Below are 19,682 nucleotides of genomic sequence, written 5' to 3' on the forward strand. Positions count from 1 at the left end.
ATTTTAACTGTCGCGTTTATCTATTATGACTAAGCGACAGATTGAGCCATTTGCGCTATGGTTCGCGGCATACGTTGTAAATACGCTTCCATTTCTGCCATGCCATTAGGCTGATCCACTTTGACCCCCAAGTCACGCATTGTGCTGCCTAGAGCATGCAAGGTACGGAACAGATTATGTTCACGACATTGTTCTCCCATTTGACCAATACGCACAATGGGCTGTCCGAATGAACCGGCTATTTCAACTCGATACACATCCGAGATGTGATGACAGATTTGATTGGCCGTCAATCCTTGCGGGATGTTAATCCCCACCACAGAATTCAACCGTGCTTCTGAAGCAATAAAAAGCTCTAGTCCCATTCCTTCGATCCCCGTCTGCAATGCTTTCGAGCAGCGTAAGTGACGAGCAAATCGTTGTTCCAGTGTCTCTTCGCACACCAGTTTCAACGCCTCATGGAGCGCCATAATGCCAGACACAGGGGCAGTATAATGATAGCCATCTTTGTGCCAGAAGTTTTCAGCCAATTGCACATCAAAACACCATTGAGCCGTAGGCTGAGTTCGACGCTTAATAGCAGACCAAGCTTCATCCGAAAACGCCAATAAAGAAGCGCCAGGAATAGAAGACAAGCCTTTTTGACCACCCGTAATCACCACATCGACTTGCCATTCATCCATTTTCAGTGGCATGGTACTCAAGGTACAAACCGCGTCGACCACCACTAAACAGCCATAAGATTTCGCAATTTTAGCAATGTCTTCCAAAGTATGATTAAACACGGTATTAGAGGTTTCGCCCTGAACTAAGGTGACGACTTTTGGACGCGTTTCCTCAATCGCATTACGCACTCGCTCAGGATCCGCCGCTTCGTATGTCCCGACATGCAATTCATGGACATCAGCACCGACACGAGCCGCCATCTCTGCCATACGATGGCTAAAGAAACCATTGTTGATACACAAGATTCGCTCATCTTTTTGCAACAAATTGGCCACCGCCATTTCCATCGCCGCCGAGGCCGGCCCCGCTACGCCCAAAACCCATTCGGACTTGGTTTGAAAAACATAGCGTGCCATGGACTTAACCTGGTCGATTACTTGAGCCATGACACTGCCTAAATGATTAATCACCACAGAGTTGGCTTTGGCGACGCGTTCAGGGATTGGCACAGGACCCGCCCCCATCATCAACAAAGGTTCATGAGGCAGAATTTCATCTAAGGATTTCACCTGTGGTGGTGTCACGCCCAGTGGCGATAAAGCAGTCATTGAATACAACCTAATTTGTAAGAGTGAAGAAAAATAGCTACCGATGAAAAGCACGTTTTCGCACCTTAATCAGTAGAAAATCTCGTATTTTGAAATTAAACAAAATAATATTTCGAAATAGTAACGTATTCTGCGTAACATTAAGAGACAAGAAATTGAAAAGAGTGTAATTCACCAGAAGCCAACCTTTTCACATTAGATCTGACTTCTTTTCATGAAACCAAGCAGTTTTTTTTACTCTGCGAGAATGGCGACAAGTATGAGATAATGCCTAAAATCTTCAATGATAAGGCTATTTTATGATTACTTGTGGTGTCGAAATTAAAGGCAGCGAAGCCATCCTTTGTCTCATGTCGAAGGAAGACGGCTTATTCCAAATTCCCGACTGTCGTCAAATCCGACTTCCCTTAAACCATCCAAACGACAGCGAAAGCATATGCAAACTGCAGTTCACACTAAAAAAGCTTTTCGAAGACTACAAGGTCACTCAGGTCGCCATTAAAGAGCGCCCAACCAAAGGAAAATTTGCCGGAGGGGCTGTCGGGTTTAAAATTGAAGCGGCGCTGCAACTCATCGACAGTGTTCAAGTGGATCTGTTCAACAGCAGTAAAATCAAAGAAACCTTACAAAATAATCCATTGCCCATTCCCTTTAAAGCAACAGGATTAAAAGCATTTCAGGAAGGTGCCTTTACCGTCGCCTACGTGGCGTTGTCTGAGGACTGATCATTTTGTATGTGTAAAATCAGACACCAATTGGTGTCTGACACAGCATAGAATGAGAAGGACTTTTTTAGGTTAGCCATAAGCGATAAAGTCAATATTCAAGCACTCTCCCTTAGAGAATTCCAAGTTCAACACTCTACCTATTACTGAAAATTAGACCGCCACCCAATGCAATAAAAACCGTATGGTAGATTTTCGAAAATGCCTTACCAAGCGTGGTTGTTTGGAATGCATTTGAAATATTTTTAGCAAGATAAGAGTACGAAAGATGAACCAAGGTGACGATCAGACATATAGAAAAAAACATGATCATAAATTGCTGTGCCACCGCATAATCCGGCGATATAAACTGTGGCAAAAAGGCCGATAAAAAAATGACGGTTTTGGGGTTACTTGCAGAAACGAAGAACCCTGTTTTGAAGCACGAAGGTTCTCTAGTCTCTCTTTCTTTATGCCCCAGTTTCTTGCCTCCCCCTTCTTTCCTTCGTTGCTTCAGTAATCCAGTCACGCCCAGATATATAAGATAGACTCCCCCAATCACCTTCAGGATAAAAAACGCCATCGGCGACTTCTCTAACATTGCTCCAGCCCCACAAGCCACTAAAAGGACAATAATGGCTTGGCAGGTAAGGTTCCCAAGAATCGACAACAAAGCTTTACGATACCCATACTTAACGGCATTCTGAACCACAAAAATGACATTTGGCCCAGGCGCCAAAGTAATAAATAAATAGGCACAAAAAAACAAAAACCACAGTTCAATCTTCAACGTTCACCCCCAGTTATTTTCCATAAATTATTTACGAATATTCCCAAACAAGTCTCAGACTCTTCATGCCACAACTTGTGCCACGATATATCACCAAATAAATGCATGGCACTATTAACGCACCAAAACAAAGCATTATTTCTTTCTTCCCATGATCACCAGCAGAACACCGCCCAGCACAATCGCACTCGCATAAATAAGGTGTAAGCTGATGTTTTCAGCTGCAAAAACCACACCACCAAAGGTCGCAATAATCGGCACCAAAAGCTGCAAAACCGCAGCCATAGAAGCACTGATTAGAGGCAAAACAGCATACCAAAGCGCATAGCCCAACCCCGACATCACAGCCCCTGATAACACTGCGAGTAAAATACCATCAACACTGCTCTTAAAAGCACCCAACCAATTAACCAAAACCAGCAATATCACGAGCATAGGTAAGGTACGCAGAAAATTAGAAGCCGTGGCGAACAAAGGTGAATGAGAAGTTTTGCCTCGCCAGGTATACAAGCCCCACGCCACACCTGCGAAGGTCATAAGCACAAAGCCAGTCAAAGAAGGAGAGGTTAAAGTAGGCAACACTAGATACACAAAACCGGAAAAAGCCAACACCAGCCCCAACCACTCTAACCTTCCCAGTTTTTGCCCAAAAAAGATGGCAAAGCCTATTAAGGTTAACTGAACCGCAGCAAACAGAATCAACGCGCCCACGCCAGTCGAGAGTGTGATATAGGCATAAGAAAAGCCAACAGCGTAGACAAATAAAGCTGCCGCCGATACCCAATTTCCTTCCTGCATCATGCTAGGTAAAGTCACTCCGCCCTTTACCAGTCGGTGAATCAAGCACAATAGAGCGAGGGTAACAGCGCCACTTACTAAGCGCCAAAGGGTAAAGCTTCCAGGGTCAATCAAACCATCCGCCAACGCCAAACGGTTCAAGACTGAATTGGCAGCAAACGCCATCAAAGCCAAAAATATCCCGACATACAAACGTAGCAAACTTGTCATCTAATTGTTTAAAACCCTAGTTAAGCTGATAAAAAGAAAACCTACTGTCACGCACTGGCACCACATTTGCAAGACTAACCTTAACGTCCAACAGTAATACCTTGATGGACCCATATTTGGAAACAAGATGACAAGCCTATTAATTTTTACTGACCTCGATGGCACATTATTGGATCACCACACCTACAGCTTCGAACCAGCGAAGTCCGCTATGCTGTCGTTAAAAACCTTCGCTATTCCTTGCGTCATTAATACCAGTAAAACCTTTCATGAGCTGCTTCCTCTAAGAAAAGCATTAAACCATCTTGACCCTTTTATCGTTGAAAATGGTTCCGCAGTTTATATTCCCAAAGCCCTTGGATTAGACATTCAAGAGCCCCTAGAAGAGGCCGGTGATTATTGGTTAAAAGCATTCGGACCAAATCGCGAAGAACTCATTAGAATGACCGAAAATCAACGGGAGAACTTTACCTTTCAACCCTTTAGCGACATGAGCGTTGACCAGCTAATCAAGTTAACCGGTTTAAGCCAAGAGAATGCCAAGCTTGCGATGCAAAGAGAGTTCACTGAACCCATGGTGTGGACGGACTCCAACCAAGCCCTGCAAGCCTTTCGCGATTACCTAGAACCCTACGGCGTACAAATCCAAAAAGGTGGTCGTTTCTCTCATTTAATGGGTAAAGAGTGTGATAAGGCCAATGCCATGCTCTGGCTAAAAGCCCAGTATCAAAGCCAACATTTGGACGACGAACTCATCACAACCATGGCATTAGGTGATGGTGAAAATGACATTGGCATGCTCAGTAAAGCAGACATCCCTGTGGTCATTCGCTCACCCGTTCATGCACCACCCGAAGTACCAAATCGCAGTGACGCTTGGTTAACTGACGATTATGGCCCAAAAGGCTGGGCCCAAGCGATCAATCAAGTATTAATCAAACACGGCATTTTATAACTTAAAGCTCAACAAAAATAACGAACGGACATTTCAATTTTAGGAGATTAATGATGGGTGACTTTCATCAAAACGGTATCATCACCACACTTCACAACCTAGCACACCGCCCCCTTGAAGAAATGGAAAAAGAGCTTTGCGAGTTCGCTAAGACTCGTCCTATGTCTCTGATTTTGCCCTGTTTGTATTCCGAGTTGGAAACAGCGGCCATGCCGAACATCATTAAGCACCTTCAACAGGTGCCTTATTTATCAGAAATCATCATAGGTTTGGATCGAGCCACCGAAGAGCAATATCGCCATGCTTTAGAGTTTTTCAGTGTGTTACCGCAAAACTATAAAGTCTTATGGAATGATGGACCTAGATTAAGAGAAATTGACAGTGTCTTAAAAGGCGAAAACCTCTCCCCTTCTGACCCAGGTAAAGGACGAAATGTTTGGTTCTGCATGGGATATAATCTAGCCGCCGGTCAAGCTGAATCGATTGCCATGCATGACTGCGACATTGTGACGTATGATCGCGAGTTATTGGCACGGTTAATCTACCCAGTTGCCAACCCTAATTTTAACTATGAATTCTGTAAGGGCTTTTACGCTCGTGCCGCCAATGGCAAGATGAATGGCCGAGTCAGTCGCTTATTGGTCACCCCTTTGCTTTACTCATTGAAAAAAGTGTTAGGACACCTTGATTATTTAGACTACCTCGACAGCTACCGCTACCCATTAGCCGGGGAATTTTCTTTCCGTCGTGATGTCATGACTGACCTGCGCATCCCAAGTGACTGGGGACTTGAAATTGGCGTGTTAAGTGAAATGTATCGTAACTATTCTCCTAACCGTTTATGTCAGGTCGACATTGCCGACATTTACGATCATAAACACCAAGATTTATCTGCTGATAACGATGATGGCGGCTTATCAAAAATGTCCATCGACATTACCAAAGCCATCTTCCGAAAATTGGCAACCAATGGCACCATTTTCAATCAGGAAACCTTCCGTACGATAAAAGCCACTTATTTCCGTGTCGCACTGGACTTTATCGAAACGTATCGTAATGATGCTGAAATCAATGGTCTAAAATTGGATGTTCACACGGAAGAACAAGCGGTTGAACTGTTTGCCAGTAACATCATGAAAGCCGGCAACCAATATTTAGAAAACCCAATGGAAACCCCCTTTATCCCAAGCTGGAATCGCGTCATCAGCGCTTTCCCTGGTGTCATGTCGCAACTGGCAGAAGCCGTAGAAAAAGATATGACCGAGTTTGGCCCGAAGTAATCGAGCCAGCCGGGTTAACTGAGTGAGCGCTTAGGCGTTGTTTTTGATCACTTGAAAAAGCAGGAATTTACTATGGAACATGCTCCCTTGTCACAATTAGAGCAAAGGCTAATGGCGCATTTGCAACTTCTCTATCCAACACTTGACCACAAAGAGTTGGCGAGAAAATGTTTATCGACCTTCTTTCTTGATCCAGCGACAGAGTCACCTCGACCTCATAGAAATTTATGGGATCAGTCCGACGTCATGCTGATCACTTACGCAGACACCCTGCGTAAAAAAGGCGAAGCACCATTAGAAACCTTGCATAATTTTGTCAAAAGCAAACTGGCCTGCTGCATCTCTGCCGTTCACCTTTTGCCTTTTTTCCCCTACAGTTCAGACGACGGTTTCAGTGTGATGGATTACACCACCGTCAATCCTTCATCCGGTAACTGGGATCATGTTTCCAGCTTATCAGAGGATTTCAAAGTCATGGGGGACCTGGTCATCAATCATTGTTCAAGCCGAAGCATGTGGTTTGAAAACTATAAAGCTGGCGTTGAACCTGGCGCGACATTTTTCTATGAAGCGGACCCAAATGCCGATTTAAGTGCCGTTGTCAGACCTAGAACGTCCCCTCTGTTACGTGAAGTCAAAACCCAAACCGGAGAAAAATACGTTTGGTGTACCTTTAGTCACGATCAGGTGGATTTGAATTTTGAGAATCCAGATGTCTTGATCGAATTCCTTCGCATCATTCGTCTTTATTTAGAGAAAGGCATTCGCTGGTTCCGACTGGATGCCGTAGCATTCCTTTGGAAAATCCCAGGGACAACTTGCATTAACCTGCCTCAAACCCATGAGATGATCCGTCTATTGCGTTTGATGATAGAACATTACGCGCCTGAAGCCGTGATCATCACCGAAACCAATATTCCAAATCAGGAAAACCTAACCTACTTTGGTAATGCCAACGAAGCCCATTTAATTTACAACTTCTCCTTGCCTCCCTTGCTGATCAATAGCCTAGTAACCGGCAACTGCAACCACTTAAAACAATGGTTGATGAGCATGCCACCCGCCCAGCAGGGTACGACTTACCTGAATTTCATCGCTTCGCACGATGGCATAGGTTTGCGTCCAACAGAGGGTTTGTTGTCAGAATGGGAACTGGAAACGCTCATTAACACCATGAAGCGTTTTGGTGGCAAGCTCAGCTCACGCACCACACCAAAAGGTGAAGCCAAACCATACGAAATCAACATCAGTTTATGGGATGCCTTGTCAGGTTCCGCTCACCAAGGGCCAGACCAATGGCAGTTTGCTCGTTTCCTTTGTGCCGCTGGTGTGATGATGGCGTTGGAAGGCGTTCCCGCGTTTTATATTCACAGTCTATTCGGGACAGAAAATGACTTTGAACGGGTCGATAATACGGGGCACTTCCGATCAATCAATCGCCATATTTGGGACATGGATGAATTAGATCACGCGCTGAATACACCGACGCACCATCAAAAAGTCTTTAACAGCGTCACCAACTTGTTAAAAGTTCGTCGCGCTCAACCGGCTTTTCACCCCAATGCTACCCAATACATATTGCACATGGGGGAAAACCTCTTTGCCTTTTGGCGCCAAAGCCTAGACAGGAGACAAAGCCTCTTTGCGGTATACAACATGACAGATCAGCCACAACATTTTAATTTGTCAGAGCTAAATCTAATCGCAACGGACATTTGGACCGATCTTGTTTCGGAACAGGTATATGAAGATCATCTGGGCAAAGTCACCCTAATGCCTTACCAATTTGTTTGGTTGGCCAATAAGAAAGGCAAAATCAAAGACGACTAAACCTTTCATGAATGCAGACCAAACGTAAAAGCTCACGCGAATCTGCTCTCAAAAAGACAAATAAAAATGCGACCTCGTGAGGTCGCATTTTTTGTCACTAGAGAATCAATAACCCATTCATCTAAACAACAATCATGTCAGCGTTATACGGTCTCATCTGACTCTAACGCCACATCTTCGGCCAAAAAACCACCTGTCTGATGTGCCCAAAGCGCCGCATAAATGCCTTTTGCATTGACTAGTTCGTCATGACTGCCCTGCTCAATCACATGACCCTTGTCCAATACGATCAATCGATCCATTGCAGCAATGGTCGATAAACGGTGGGCAATGGCGATGACGGTTTTGCCTTGCATGAGCTTGTACAAACTGTCTTGGATCGCTGCTTCGACTTCAGAATCGAGGGCGGACGTGGCCTCATCTAAAATCAACAAAGGCGCGTCTTTTAGCAACACCCGAGCGATGGCCACACGCTGGCGCTGACCACCAGATAGCTTAATGCCGCGCTCTCCGACCATGGCGTCGTAGCCCACATTGCCATATGGGTCGGTTAACGTCTGAATAAACTCATGAGCTTCGGCTTTTTTCGCTGCCGCAATCATCTCTTCTTCTGTCGCATCAGGGCGACCATATAGCAGGTTCTCACGCACTGTACGATGCAATAATGACGTGTCTTGCGTCACCATGCCAATTTGTGCCCGTAACGATTCCTGAGTCACTTGGCTGATGTCTTGACCGTCGATGCACACTTGACCTGACTCCACATCATGAAAGCGCATCAGCAAATTAACAATGGTTGATTTACCCGCGCCTGAACGCCCAACCAAACCCACCTTTTCACCTGGTTTAATCGATAAAACCAAATCCTCAATGACTTTACGGTCTGTCTTGCCGTAATGAAAATTCACCGCTTTGTAATCAATTTGACCTTGTGTCACTTGTAATGCAGGCGCGTTTGGCTTGTCTTCAATTTCAACCTCACGGGACAGGGTTTTCATGCCATCGTTGACCATACCAATGTTTTCAAACAAGGCACTGACTTCCCACATAATCCACTGGGACATGCCATTCAATCGAAGCGCTAAGCTCACCGAAATGGCAATGGCACCGACACTAATCACACTGCCTGACCACAACCAGATAGACAGAGCGGCAATCACGAACGCCAATATATAATTACATGCTTGCACGCCAACATTCAGGAAGGTTACTAGGCGCATTTGCTTGTACACTGTTTTCAAAAAGCCATCCATACCTTCTTTGGCATAGTCCGCTTCACGATCATGATGCGAAAACAACTTCACTGTCGAAATGTTGCTGTAACTGTCGACCACACGACCTGTCATAATAGAACGGGCATCCGCTTGCTCCGCCGATATTTTTTTCAACTTAGGCACAAAGTACAGCTGCAGCAACACATAGCAAACCAACCAACCCAACATAGGCAGCATGAGACGATAATCCGCCTTAGCAATTAACACCACCATGGAAATAAAGTAGACACCAATGTAAACCAATACATCCAATAACTTCATCACTGTTTCACGAACGGCCAATGAGGTTTGCATCACCTTAGTAGAGATCCGCCCAGCAAATTCGTCCTGAAAAAACGACATACTTTGCTTGAGAATAAATTGATGTGACAACCAACGGATTCGCATTGGGTAATTACCCAACAGTACCTGATGTATGATGGCTGAATGGAAAAAGGTTAACAGCGGCATGGCCACCAAAATCATCAAGCCCATTAACATCAAATGCGTACCCTCTTCAGCAAAAAAGGTACTTGGATCCTTGTCTATCAACCAATCCACCAACTGCCCCAAGAAGCTGAATAATGTCACTTCCAAAATCGCAATGAATGCCGTCAAACACGACATCAGTACCAATGGTAGCTCAACGCCTTTCGAGTAATAACGACAAAAAGCGTAAAGGGTATTTGGCGCTTGCCCAGCATCCTGTTGAGGATAAGCAGCAACCCATTTTTCAAAAAGTCCTAGCATAATAGTCCTTGTCACAGCCCAATGCAGATCAATTCAAGCATCCACTAAAATAGGGTGAGAAAATAATAAATTGACGAAATTGAAACATGTAAGGCATTTGAAAACCACACAATATGGAGCATCAAACGATATCCGACAACGCCTTTACTTAGTGTTTACACAATTAATTCCGCCTAATAGATCTGCAAAAACATTATAATAACGGCTTCTTTTATCCACTACCTCAATCGAGAATCCCTCAAGCCATATTATGTCCTTAACCTTACCCATTATTCTCATTCTAGGCTTATTGTCTGGTCTCACGCCTCTCGCCGTGGATGCGTATTTGCCGAGTATTCCCAGCATCGCCAAAGATCTGAACATTGATATCAGCTTGGTGCAAATGACCTTAAGTTTGTATTTAATGGTGTTTGCTTTTTTGCAAATCCTATTTGGCCCAATCTCCGATGCCATTGGACGCCGTAAAGTGGTCGTGGGCGGGCTAAGTGTCTTTGCTATTGGTAGTTTTATTTGTGCTTTATCACCTAACTATGATGCCCTCATGGTGGGACGTGCGATACAAGCATTAGGCGGTGCGGCCGTGGCCGTATGCATTCCAGCCCTAGTAAAAGACGGCTTATCGATTAATGAGTTTGCTAAAGCCATGTCGATGATCATGTTGGTGATGGCGTTAGCCCCTCTCGCCGCACCGATTTTGGGCGGCGCTATTCTCACCTTGTTTAGCTGGCATTCTATTTTTACCTTTCTAGGGATTTTAGCCTTACTTGCCATTGTGCTCTTTTGGATCAAAATTCCAGAAACACTCGCCAAAGAAAAACGCACTCCTTTTTCTTTATGGGGCGCCATCCGCAACTATGGCATTCTCATCAAGAACCCAACTGTGTTAGGTTACATTGCTGCTGGCGCCTTTTTCTTTTCCGGAATGATGAGCTTCATCACTGGCTCTTCCTTCGTTTACATTGAGCTTTATCAAGTCGACCCGTCTCATTTCGGATTTCTCGTTGGAGTAAACGTCATTACCATGATGATCGCCTCAACCATCAATAGCCGCGTTGTTGATAAACTGGGGACCGAGGTGCTCTGCAAGTACGCCAGTTTTATTCCCTTAGCCGCATCCCTCTTTATGCTAATACTGTGTTTATTTGACAAGCCACCTTTGCCACTTATCATGCTTGCCAGCATGCTTTTTGTTGGGCCGATGGGGATTTTAAGCAGTGGTTTTATGGCTGGCGCCTTGAAAAATGCTGGCAACAATAATGGCAGTGTAACCGCTTTAGCAGGCACCTCACGCTTTGCCTTGGGTGCTTTCAGCGGCGCCATGGTCAGTCTGTTTCACAATGGTAGCTTTGTGCCCATGCTTGCTACTATGGCGAGCTGCGGATTATTATCCTTTATCATTTTTAAATTGACCGTCAAATACAGCCAATAAAGCGAATGTATTTGAGGTGACCACCAACCTAGCTGGAGTTGTCATGCTAAGCACACAAACCTTAATCGAATTAGTCAAATCATCACCAGAACAGGTGGCATTTAAAGACGTCATTGCCGTGATTGATCATGAATACGAGTTCACACCCACTGCCTTTACTAATGGCAACCAGAGTAATGCCACTAACGAGAACAATGGTTCTTGCAAGATTTTTGCCTTTGCCTCACTAAACCAGTTAAGCGAAGCCGAAACTCTGGCTTTATTTGGTGATTTTTATCGTATTGATGTATTGCAAAACCCACAAGGCAACGACCACCAAAACATCCGTCAATTTATTCTAAAGGGTTGGAAAGGCATCGTTTTCTCAACGCCAGCATTGGCTCAAAAATAGTTATCTATGAGGGCTGTTTTCCTCCATAAAAACGGCCCTCTCTTCTCTTACAGATCCTTTTTTTCTAACCAAAAACAAAAAATCCACCTGGCAAAGGTTGAAGTCCAAAGTCACAAAGTGCGATAGTGCTCACTCAATGAGACGAGGTGACTATGGAACTAGTAGCATTTGATTTAGACGGTACCCTACTTAATCGACATCAGCGTTTATCTAATTACACCCTAGAAACACTTGAGAAGCTTAAAGCCGCTGGTGTTTTTTACACCATTGCCACTGGACGAACCCATTTGGCCGCCATGCCTTGTATTGCTGGTCATGACTTCCCCAATTGGCAAATCTTTAAAAATGGCGTGGAATGGTGGGAACCTCAAGCCAATCAATACCGCCATCGTCATTTGCTAAACCATGATCACATTGATGATTTATTACATGCCTTTACCGAACACGGAGTAACCCCTTTTATCTTTTGTTTAGCCGATGACGGCTCTCATCAAGTTTACCACGCACCACTTATTGGCCACTTGAGCGATCACATTGCCAATGAACTCGGCAACCATAAAAACATGAGTTTGCATCCTCTAACGGAGCTTTCTAAACATTCTAAAATCACCAACATCAGCGCATTAGGCCATCCAGATTTTATTGAGAAAATTGTTCAAGAAAGCCACAAGCACCATCATCTCACCGCGTATTCCGGTGGTGGCATCTATAACCCTGATGCTCATTGGATCGACATTCATCACAGCAATGTCTGTAAAGGCTCAGCTTTAATGGAACTCAAACAAGAATCTGGCGCCGAAAAGCTCATCGTGTTTGGAGACGGTGACAATGATTTGTCGATGTTTAATCAGGCGGATGAAGCCTTCGCCACAGACAACGCCCATTTGCATATCAAAGAAGCCGCTACCGAGGTCATTGGCCACCATGATGAAGATGGTGTTGCCCGATATTTACGCGCCAGATACAACCTATAAAACACAGGACTTGAAACCCCAAAATTTGACCCTATTAACGAAAAGACAACATATTTCACTTTACCCTGTGGTCATAATGAACCATATTGTTATAAGAATAATTAGTTTGGAGAAATGCCATGTTTGAATTTGTATTGTTCGTAGCTGCTTGTGCGGTTATTGCTTTCTTGGTAGCCAATATCCAGAAATCAGTCTCTCAGCCAAAAACCAAGTTACAGCCGATCAAGATTGAACGCGAAGAAAAGCGTCAACCGGTTCGCCGCCAACGTCCTTACTAAGTTATTTACTTGTCTGTTTTTTGAAATCCCGTTCATCTAGTGCCAACACTGGGTCGGCGGGATTTTTATTTGGCTTGAATACCATACTCTTTGAGCTTATTCGCAATTGAGCTGTGACTCATTCCGACGGCTTTCGCTAAGCGTCTGGTACTTGGATAATGCGGATACAGCTGCTGCAATAATTTCGACTCCCAAGCCTTCACCGTTTGCTCTAGAGAATCATTTTGCAGTGTCAGGGAGAGATGCTTGTCTTCCGGAAGCTCAATGTCTTCCGCCTGCCATGTCTTGTTTTTTGCTTGCAACAAAGTCTGTAAACACACATTTTGTAGCTCTGACAGGTTTCCACTCCATGAATGCAAACTTAGTTTGGTCAAGGCTTCCTTCGAAAGGGTTGGCATTGGCTTACGATAGCGCTCTGTTAAATTCCGCAACAAATGCATCACCAGTCCCTCGAGGTCTTCTCGTCGCTCCCTGAGCGTAGGCATGGTTAAACTGACCTTGGCTAAAGAGAAATACAAAGATGCCTCCAAGCCCGAAGCCAACAAGCTCGCTTGCGTCAAACTCGACAAGGTCACCAAGCGCATTTGACGGTCAAAACTGGTCACCGTATCCGTTTGCTGATGCAACCAACTTGATAGGTTTAACTGTTGTTCAGGAAGCAAATATTCAATCTGATCGATTACGAACCAACCGGAATGTTTGTCCAAACCTCTAATATCGTCCAATTGAATGTCTTTCGCATGACGTACCACCAGCTCTGCATCCTGATCAGATTGACGCTTCTGCCAGTATTGAAATAAGGCCTCGATTAAATGACGCTTTCCCGTTCCAACCTCCCCTTGTACAAATAGTGGTACATTCACCTCTGCAAAGGCTTTCGCTTGTTTTAAGGTATGAGCCATCGCTGCGCTCTTTATCACTTCCGGCTGAAAAAAAGTTTCGAGATGGTTTTCCGCTTCCGGTACTAATTTAAGGTTGGCTGCTTGTCGATCCAAACGTTGCTCGGATTTTAAATAAATCACCGTACCAGCCGGAATGTCGCCCCCTTCATCGTCTACGACAAAAAAAGGCCGCATCTCTAATAACAAGGTCTTATTGCGAATACGAATTCGTTTGCTCATCCCTGCTTTGGGATTGGCCCAAGCACTTTTTGAAAAGTGAATGCCTTTAATAAACTGCTGCAATGGCTGATGCATCAAGTCAGTTACCGATGCCCCTAAATCATCCGCCGCCAATTCAGTCAGCATGGTAATGCGACCAGTAAGATCAACCGCAATCACCCCATCGGGTAGACTTTCCAATAAGGTATAAAGGGCATTATGTTCCCGCTCAAAGGGTGTAAAACGAATGGTTTTAACATCTTCAACACTGTCTAACTTTCGAATTTCAGCCAACAGACTCTGCAATTGCGCAAAAGGAATATCAGAGAAACCACAATAAATACAACGCTGTTTAGAGTCTGCTTCCACTAAGCGCATGTCGATTTGATGAGGGATAAAAATGTCCAGGATTTCCCGTATCATCCCCACTCTATCTTCGCATTGAATTTCTAGCCTCATGCTGTCGCTACCCTTTTGAGCTGAGCAATAATACGTTTTGCTGCGGTGCAAACGTTTCATATAACGGCAATACCGCAGCACCTAACACGCCAGCAGTATAACCAGTTTGTGCGATTTGTATGTCTGGCAGAGGCAAGACAATATTCGCCGATGCCACCTGACGTAACGCCATGATCAGCTGCGTTAAGACCACTTCAGGCAAGCGTCCACCAATTAATATAACCTGAGGATCATACAGAGCAATGACAGACACTAAGGCTGTTTTCACTTCCTCTGCCACCTCCCTAGCCCAGCGCTCAATCTCAATGCGATAAGAAGACGACAACCAGTCGTGATCTTGTTTAGGCCAAGCAAGGCCTTTCGACATAAAATAACGATGTAAGGAGGACAATGACAAAGCCTCTAACACCCATTGGCCATGCTTCCCCGTCGCCGTTGGAATCAGACCAAAGCTACCTGCTTTGCCATTTGCACCAAAGTAGCATTCACCATTTGCTACTAAGCTGCCACCACAAGCCGTACTAACAAACAAATAGAAGAAATCTTTTGAGGGTGGTTTTGGTGCCAATAATAATTCACTGGTTGCCGCCGCTGCGGCATCATTCTGGCAAAAACAGGGCAACCCTGTAACGTCAGCCAACCAATCTTCAAACGCATCGGATTGCCAATAAGCTAATGCACTTTTCAAGGCTTCTAGATCACCACGCTGGTCTGAATTAGTCACCAAACTGTCCAGCCAAGAGTCCATATAATCCGGTTTGGCCAAGCCTATCCCTTTGACTTTTAACCAATCATGGCCAAGCTTTTGTTTCACTTCTTCAATAACATCTTGGGCAATGCTTTTCGCCGAGGATTCAGTTGGAAATGATACGGCTCGCTCCAACAGTAAAACTTGCGCGCCACTAAAATCTAATAAGGCAGCACTAATATGGTTACGGTCCACATTAATCCCTAAACCATAAGCGCCTTGCTGATTAATGCTTAATTTAATAGAAGGTTGCCCGCGACGCCCAGTAACCTTTCCCAGCACACACAGCAACTCTCTCTCCAACAAAGAAGAGGTAATCACAGAAATAGTTTGGGCACTTAATCCAGTCCGTTTCGCAATTTCCACTCTGGAAATCTCGGGGTACTGTCGAACCAATTGTAAAATGATTCTTTCGTTGTATATGCGACTTTGCTCAGAAGTACTGCCTGACGACTTCATTTCAACCTTACCTTTTTTAGAGGCCTGTAAACTAACCACTTCTATTTATTAAATCTAGTTGATTTAATAACCTAACCTATTAACATAGACTTGACACCTAATTACGTAACAAAAATAACAAGGTCATCTCGACCACATTAAGGATAATACCATGCCAGCACTTGCGAACTTTCAATCTATCGACTTTCTCAAGTCTCATATCCAATCTACCTTAGCGTTTTATCACCCTCGTTGTATCGACCCTAATGGCGGCTTCTATCATTTCTATAAAGACAATGGCGACATTTATGACGTCGACACCCGCCACTTAGTTAGCAGCACTCGCTTTGTCTTTAACTATGCAAAAGCCTATCTTGCCGATCCACAACAAGCTTATCTTGACGCCACCAGACACGGTGTTCACTACTTGCGCCAGCGCCATTTACGAGAAAATGGCGGTTATGTCTGGCTGCTCAATGGTGAGGATAACCTAGACGAGACCAATCATTGTTATGGTTTTGCCTTTGTCATGTTGGCGTATTCAATGGCTTACAAAGCTGGCATCCGGGAAGCAAAAGCTTGGTTAGAAGAGACCTTTGCGACAATGGAAGAACATTTCTGGGATGATAATCACGAGCTTTATAAAGACGAAATCTCAGCGAATTGGCAAACTGTGTCACCGTATCGAGGGCAAAATGCCAACATGCATTCATGTGAAGCCTTGCTTGCCGCTTATGACGCTACTCAAGAGATTCATTACCTAGATCGTGCGGAAACCTTAGCCCATAACATTTGCGTGCGCCAAGCTGGACTTGCAAAGGGAGAAATCTGGGAGCATTACCAGCAAGACTGGCAAGTCGATTGGCAATACAACCAAGATGACCCGAAGCATTTATTCCGCCCGTGGGGATTTCAGCCAGGTCATCAGACAGAATGGGCTAAGCTGTTACTATTGATTCATCAGCGTCGCCCACAAGACTGGCTTATCCCAACCGCTGAACGCCTGTTCAATCAAGCCTGGAACAAGGCTTGGGACCAACAACACGGCGGTCTTTGCTATGGTTATGACCCACAAGGAAAGGTGTGTGATGGCGATAAATACTTCTGGGTACAAGCTGAATCCTTTGCCGCCGCCGCGATGCTCGCCATTATGACGCAACAAACTCACTATTGGGACAAGTATCAGCAGCTTTGGCAATACAGCTGGGAGCATATGATTGATCATCAATATGGCGCATGGTTCCGTATTCTGACACAAGACAACCAAGCCATTGATGATTGTAAAAGCCCTGCCGGAAAAACCGATTACCATACCATGGGCGCTTGTTACGAAGTCATTGAACAACTAAGCCAAGAAGCCTAACCCCTAAATTGGCATAAGCGAATATGGGGCAGTCATTCTATTCATTCGAGAAATAGAGTATGATGCAGCCCCATTGTTAGTGGACACGGCCCCCTCTTCATATGCAGCTAGACAAAATAGATCTCAATTTACTTCGTTATTTAGACTCTTTATTAAGAGAACAAAACGTGACTCATGCGGCCAACCAGCTTGGCATCACACAACCTGCCATGAGTAATGGACTAAGACGACTCAGAGATTTATTTCATGATCCTCTATTGGTTAGAACCAGCGATGGCATGATGCCAACCGCTCTAGCCATTCAGTTGCAACCAAGAGTGCAAAATATTCTGCAATCAGTCGATGAGGTATTGCATCTGGGTCAAAGCTTTGAGGCCGAATCCAGCTCCCGTGTATTTCGCATCATGGCCAGTGATTATGCAGAAGCCACACTCATCCCCCCGCTGATGAAAAAACTACAGGAAGAAGCCCCTAACGTCATTCTGGATGTGATGAACCCGAGCGATGTCAGTTTTCATGATGTTGAAAAGGGCAAGGTCGACTTGGTTATCAATCGATTTGACACCTTACCTCAGTCGTTTCATCAAAAATCCGTTTGGGTCGACCAATTCTCTTGTCTCATTCCAACCAATTCAGACATTGCCAAGAACTTCAGTCTAGAAACCTATTTGTCTTCACCACACGTTTGGGTAAGCAAAACGGGATTCGGTGTTGGGGTAGGCATTCAGCCTGAAGAAGTACAAAAACTGGGCTGGGTCGATGGCACTTTAGCGGATCTAGGTTTCAAACGTAATATTCGACTTTTTACTCGAAATTATAATGTCGCTATGCGTGCAACCGAACAACTGGGGTTAATTGCAACCTTACCTTCATTAGCCACACGTCTAATGAAAGACAATCCTCATGTGGTGGTTGTACCGCCCCCTTTTGAGATTCAACCAGTCGAGCTAAAAATGCTCTGGAGCCCACTATTGCAGCACGACCCGGGCCATATCTGGTTGCGCTCTAGCATTGCGGTTTGCGCTAAAGCCATTGCTGAAAGCAACAATCTATAAATATCGGATCTAGCTTGCGCTAAACACCATGCGCCAGTAAAAAAATAAAAAGCCTCTGAGCCTTAGTAACAAAGGATCAGAGGCTTTTTTATTCATGCCAATTATAAGTTATCTAAACTTTCTTTTGCTTGCTGGGCATCAGATACCGAGACGTTCAAATCCGTAATATGGCCGTTATCAATGCTGTAACACCAACCATGTACATGCAATTCTTGTCCTTGCTTCCAAGCATTTTGCACTATGCTGCTTTGGCACACATTGGACACCTGTTCCATAACGTTCAATTCACACATGCGATCAAAACGTTGATGTTCATCTTCAATGGCATCGACTTCCTCACGGTGAAGGCGATAAACGTCTTTAATATGACGCAACCAATTATCAATCATGCCATGCTCTTCTGTTCCCATCGCGGCTTGAATACCACCACAACCATAATGTCCCACGACCATAATGTGCTTTACTTTCAGGACATCGACGGCAAACTGAATCACGGACAAACAGTTTAAATCTGTATGAACGACAACGTTAGCAATGTTGCGATGAACAAACACCTCACCCGGCAGTAAATCGACAATCTGATTGGCAGGCACTCGACTGTCAGCACAACCGATCCATAAGTACTCTGGTTGTTGCTGCTCTGATAGAGTCGAAAAAAAATCAGGATCTTCCGCGGATACTTTAGCTGCCCAATCTCGGTTCTTCTTAAAAAGGTCTTCTATTTTTTTCTTTGGCATAGTCTACTTCTCTCCCGTCTTTTTTCGATACCAGCGTAACTTAATGTCGGCGGTAATGGTCATCGTCTCTATCTTTTGAATGGCCAACTTACCCTCATATGACGCTTTGTGAATGTGTGGCGTCATACTCAATAAATCTTGGATTTGTGCTTGGCCGTGTAACTCAAATGAAAAGCATTTGGATGTTTCTGACTGCAATTCAAAGCTTGCAATACCATCTGGATAGGTTGGCTTATAATCATGAATGCGATCATAGAGAACCTCTCGCAATTCAATCAAATGACGCGGTCCAGATTCGACTAAAAGCAAGCTGCCAGAGTCGTCTAATGCGCGTGAAAACTCCTCAAAAACAGGAAAGCCGAACAAACATAAAATCACATCAAAGCGTTCGTCAGGCACAGGCAAACTGGCATTACTACCGACAATCCAGCTGATGTTTTTATCACGCTTACTGGCTGACATTATGGCCCATTTGGATATATCCAAACCAACTCGATCGACCTCAATATTGTGTTTTTCGAGCGCTTCACCAAGGTGTGATAAATAATACCCTTCACCACAACCCGCATCCAAAATACGAACAGCTGAAGAAGTTTGGGGATTCGGCCAAGACGCTAATATCGCCTCAACAATCGGATAGTAGTGCTGTTGATTAAGAAAAGTTTGACGTGACAATACCATTTCTTTGCTGTCACCAGGGTCTTTCGAGCGCTTGTTTTGCACTGGTAGTAAATTCACATAACCTGTTTTGGCTAAATCAAAACAATGGCCATTAGGACATCTTAAACTCCGACCTTCAAGTTGAAGATCAGCATCATCAATAGGACAAGATAAATTTTCGAGGGAAGGCACAGTTAATCCGTCAA

General features: G+C 44.5%; 18 protein-coding genes. 10 read left to right on the forward strand and 8 right to left on the reverse strand.

Features of this window, described 5'->3' with window-relative positions; all coding sequences use genetic code 11:
- Positions 1–29 precede the first annotated feature (29 nt).
- Positions 30–1,274 carry a pyridoxal-phosphate-dependent aminotransferase family protein gene (locus MAR181_RS10485; protein ID WP_013796562.1) on the reverse strand — a complete coding sequence of 415 codons (1,245 nt, stop codon included), beginning with the start codon at positions 1,272–1,274 and terminating at the stop codon, positions 30–32.
- 299 nt (positions 1,275–1,573) lie between these two features.
- Between MAR181_RS10485 and MAR181_RS10490 the strand changes: the two genes are divergently transcribed.
- Positions 1,574–1,999, forward strand: coding sequence for a DUF3010 family protein (locus MAR181_RS10490; protein WP_013796563.1), 426 nt, complete (start codon positions 1,574–1,576; stop codon positions 1,997–1,999).
- 136 nt (positions 2,000–2,135) lie between these two features.
- On the opposite strand, the gene MAR181_RS10495 is transcribed toward MAR181_RS10490, so the two are convergent.
- Both MAR181_RS10495 and MAR181_RS10500 read right to left on the reverse strand, forming a co-directional pair.
- Positions 2,136–2,768, reverse strand: a complete 633-nt coding sequence (locus MAR181_RS10495; RefSeq protein WP_013796564.1) for a LysE family translocator — start codon at positions 2,766–2,768, stop codon at positions 2,136–2,138.
- A gap of 135 nt (positions 2,769–2,903) precedes the next feature.
- The gene (locus MAR181_RS10500; RefSeq protein WP_013796565.1) at positions 2,904–3,776 is read right to left on the reverse strand and encodes a DMT family transporter; all 873 of its coding nucleotides are present in this window, start codon (positions 3,774–3,776) and stop codon (positions 2,904–2,906) included.
- A 127-nt stretch (positions 3,777–3,903) separates the two neighbouring features.
- Between MAR181_RS10500 and MAR181_RS10505 the strand changes: the two genes are divergently transcribed.
- The 3 genes from MAR181_RS10505 to MAR181_RS10515 all read left to right on the forward strand — a co-directional run bounded on the left by MAR181_RS10505 (position 3,904) and on the right by MAR181_RS10515 (position 7,841).
- Complete coding sequence (locus tag MAR181_RS10505) at positions 3,904–4,731, forward strand: HAD-IIB family hydrolase (RefSeq protein WP_013796566.1); 828 nt, start codon at positions 3,904–3,906, stop codon at positions 4,729–4,731.
- Between the two features lie 53 nt (positions 4,732–4,784).
- The gene (locus MAR181_RS10510; RefSeq protein WP_013796567.1) at positions 4,785–6,011 is read left to right on the forward strand and encodes a glycosyltransferase family protein; all 1,227 of its coding nucleotides are present in this window, start codon (positions 4,785–4,787) and stop codon (positions 6,009–6,011) included.
- A 72-nt stretch (positions 6,012–6,083) separates the two neighbouring features.
- A complete protein-coding gene (locus tag MAR181_RS10515) occupies positions 6,084–7,841 on the forward strand; it encodes an alpha-amylase family glycosyl hydrolase (protein ID WP_013796568.1) in 1,758 nt (585 codons plus the stop codon).
- 143 nt (positions 7,842–7,984) lie between these two features.
- Here the strand turns inward: MAR181_RS10515 and MAR181_RS10520 are convergent, their stop codons facing one another.
- Positions 7,985–9,844, reverse strand: a complete 1,860-nt coding sequence (locus MAR181_RS10520) for an ABC transporter ATP-binding protein (protein ID WP_013796569.1) — start codon at positions 9,842–9,844, stop codon at positions 7,985–7,987.
- Positions 9,845–10,094: 250 nt separating this feature from the next.
- Between MAR181_RS10520 and MAR181_RS10525 the strand changes: the two genes are divergently transcribed.
- From MAR181_RS10525 to MAR181_RS18480, 4 genes are all read left to right on the forward strand, one after another.
- The gene (locus MAR181_RS10525; protein WP_013796570.1) at positions 10,095–11,273 is read left to right on the forward strand and encodes a Bcr/CflA family multidrug efflux MFS transporter; all 1,179 of its coding nucleotides are present in this window, start codon (positions 10,095–10,097) and stop codon (positions 11,271–11,273) included.
- A gap of 43 nt (positions 11,274–11,316) precedes the next feature.
- Positions 11,317–11,664: a HopJ type III effector protein gene (locus MAR181_RS10530; protein ID WP_013796571.1), complete on the forward strand. Its 348-nt coding sequence runs from the start codon at positions 11,317–11,319 to the stop codon at positions 11,662–11,664.
- Positions 11,665–11,816: 152 nt separating this feature from the next.
- Positions 11,817–12,638, forward strand: a complete 822-nt coding sequence (locus MAR181_RS10535; RefSeq protein ID WP_013796572.1) for an HAD family hydrolase — start codon at positions 11,817–11,819, stop codon at positions 12,636–12,638.
- A gap of 119 nt (positions 12,639–12,757) precedes the next feature.
- Positions 12,758–12,916: a hypothetical protein gene (locus tag MAR181_RS18480; protein WP_013796573.1), complete on the forward strand. Its 159-nt coding sequence runs from the start codon at positions 12,758–12,760 to the stop codon at positions 12,914–12,916.
- Between the two features lie 65 nt (positions 12,917–12,981).
- Here the strand turns inward: MAR181_RS18480 and MAR181_RS10540 are convergent, their stop codons facing one another.
- Entirely contained in the window at positions 12,982–14,439 is a 1,458-nt protein-coding gene (locus MAR181_RS10540; RefSeq protein ID WP_245546150.1) for a TyrR/PhhR family helix-turn-helix DNA-binding protein, read from the reverse strand.
- A 43-nt stretch (positions 14,440–14,482) separates the two neighbouring features.
- A complete protein-coding gene (locus MAR181_RS10545) occupies positions 14,483–15,682 on the reverse strand; it encodes an ROK family transcriptional regulator (protein ID WP_013796575.1) in 1,200 nt (399 codons plus the stop codon).
- Positions 15,683–15,833: 151 nt separating this feature from the next.
- Between MAR181_RS10545 and MAR181_RS10550 the strand changes: the two genes are divergently transcribed.
- Positions 15,834–17,024, forward strand: a complete 1,191-nt coding sequence (locus MAR181_RS10550) for an AGE family epimerase/isomerase (RefSeq protein WP_013796576.1) — start codon at positions 15,834–15,836, stop codon at positions 17,022–17,024.
- 101 nt (positions 17,025–17,125) lie between these two features.
- The gene (locus tag MAR181_RS10555) at positions 17,126–18,079 is read left to right on the forward strand and encodes a LysR family transcriptional regulator (RefSeq protein WP_013796577.1); all 954 of its coding nucleotides are present in this window, start codon (positions 17,126–17,128) and stop codon (positions 18,077–18,079) included.
- A gap of 101 nt (positions 18,080–18,180) precedes the next feature.
- Here the strand turns inward: MAR181_RS10555 and can are convergent, their stop codons facing one another.
- Positions 18,181–18,816 carry a carbonate dehydratase gene (gene can, locus MAR181_RS10560; protein WP_013796578.1) on the reverse strand — a complete coding sequence of 212 codons (636 nt, stop codon included), beginning with the start codon at positions 18,814–18,816 and terminating at the stop codon, positions 18,181–18,183.
- Positions 18,817–18,819: 3 nt separating this feature from the next.
- Positions 18,820–19,668 (reverse strand): putative RNA methyltransferase, encoded by an 849-nt coding sequence (locus MAR181_RS10565; protein ID WP_013796579.1) that lies wholly within the window; start codon positions 19,666–19,668, stop codon positions 18,820–18,822.
- Positions 19,669–19,682: the final 14 nt, after the last annotated feature.

The sequence above is a fragment of the Marinomonas posidonica IVIA-Po-181 genome (assembly GCF_000214215.1).
Taxonomy (GTDB): Bacteria; Pseudomonadota; Gammaproteobacteria; order Pseudomonadales; family Marinomonadaceae; genus Marinomonas; species Marinomonas posidonica.

What these genes read in the sequence shown, in the direction of transcription:
- MAR181_RS18480 (WP_013796573.1), top strand. Translation starts at nt 12,758, where the DNA reads ATGTTTGAATTTGTATTGTTCGTAGCTGCTTGTGCGGTTATTGCTTTC.
- MAR181_RS10490 (WP_013796563.1), top strand. Translation starts at nt 1,574, where the DNA reads ATGATTACTTGTGGTGTCGAAATTAAAGGCAGCGAAGCCATCCTTTGT.
- MAR181_RS10520 (WP_013796569.1), bottom strand. Translation starts at nt 9,844, where the DNA reads ATGCTAGGACTTTTTGAAAAATGGGTTGCTGCTTATCCTCAACAGGAT.
- MAR181_RS10525 (WP_013796570.1), top strand. Translation starts at nt 10,095, where the DNA reads ATGTCCTTAACCTTACCCATTATTCTCATTCTAGGCTTATTGTCTGGT.
- MAR181_RS10540 (WP_245546150.1), bottom strand. Translation starts at nt 14,439, where the DNA reads ATGATACGGGAAATCCTGGACATTTTTATCCCTCATCAAATCGACATG.
- MAR181_RS10555 (WP_013796577.1), top strand. Translation starts at nt 17,126, where the DNA reads ATGCAGCTAGACAAAATAGATCTCAATTTACTTCGTTATTTAGACTCT.
- can (WP_013796578.1), bottom strand. Translation starts at nt 18,816, where the DNA reads ATGCCAAAGAAAAAAATAGAAGACCTTTTTAAGAAGAACCGAGATTGG.
- MAR181_RS10550 (WP_013796576.1), top strand. Translation starts at nt 15,834, where the DNA reads ATGCCAGCACTTGCGAACTTTCAATCTATCGACTTTCTCAAGTCTCAT.
- MAR181_RS10485 (WP_013796562.1), bottom strand. Translation starts at nt 1,274, where the DNA reads ATGACTGCTTTATCGCCACTGGGCGTGACACCACCACAGGTGAAATCC.
- MAR181_RS10535 (WP_013796572.1), top strand. Translation starts at nt 11,817, where the DNA reads ATGGAACTAGTAGCATTTGATTTAGACGGTACCCTACTTAATCGACAT.
- MAR181_RS10530 (WP_013796571.1), top strand. Translation starts at nt 11,317, where the DNA reads ATGCTAAGCACACAAACCTTAATCGAATTAGTCAAATCATCACCAGAA.
- MAR181_RS10505 (WP_013796566.1), top strand. Translation starts at nt 3,904, where the DNA reads ATGACAAGCCTATTAATTTTTACTGACCTCGATGGCACATTATTGGAT.
- MAR181_RS10500 (WP_013796565.1), bottom strand. Translation starts at nt 3,776, where the DNA reads ATGACAAGTTTGCTACGTTTGTATGTCGGGATATTTTTGGCTTTGATG.
- MAR181_RS10515 (WP_013796568.1), top strand. Translation starts at nt 6,084, where the DNA reads ATGGAACATGCTCCCTTGTCACAATTAGAGCAAAGGCTAATGGCGCAT.
- MAR181_RS10510 (WP_013796567.1), top strand. Translation starts at nt 4,785, where the DNA reads ATGGGTGACTTTCATCAAAACGGTATCATCACCACACTTCACAACCTA.
- MAR181_RS10545 (WP_013796575.1), bottom strand. Translation starts at nt 15,682, where the DNA reads ATGAAGTCGTCAGGCAGTACTTCTGAGCAAAGTCGCATATACAACGAA.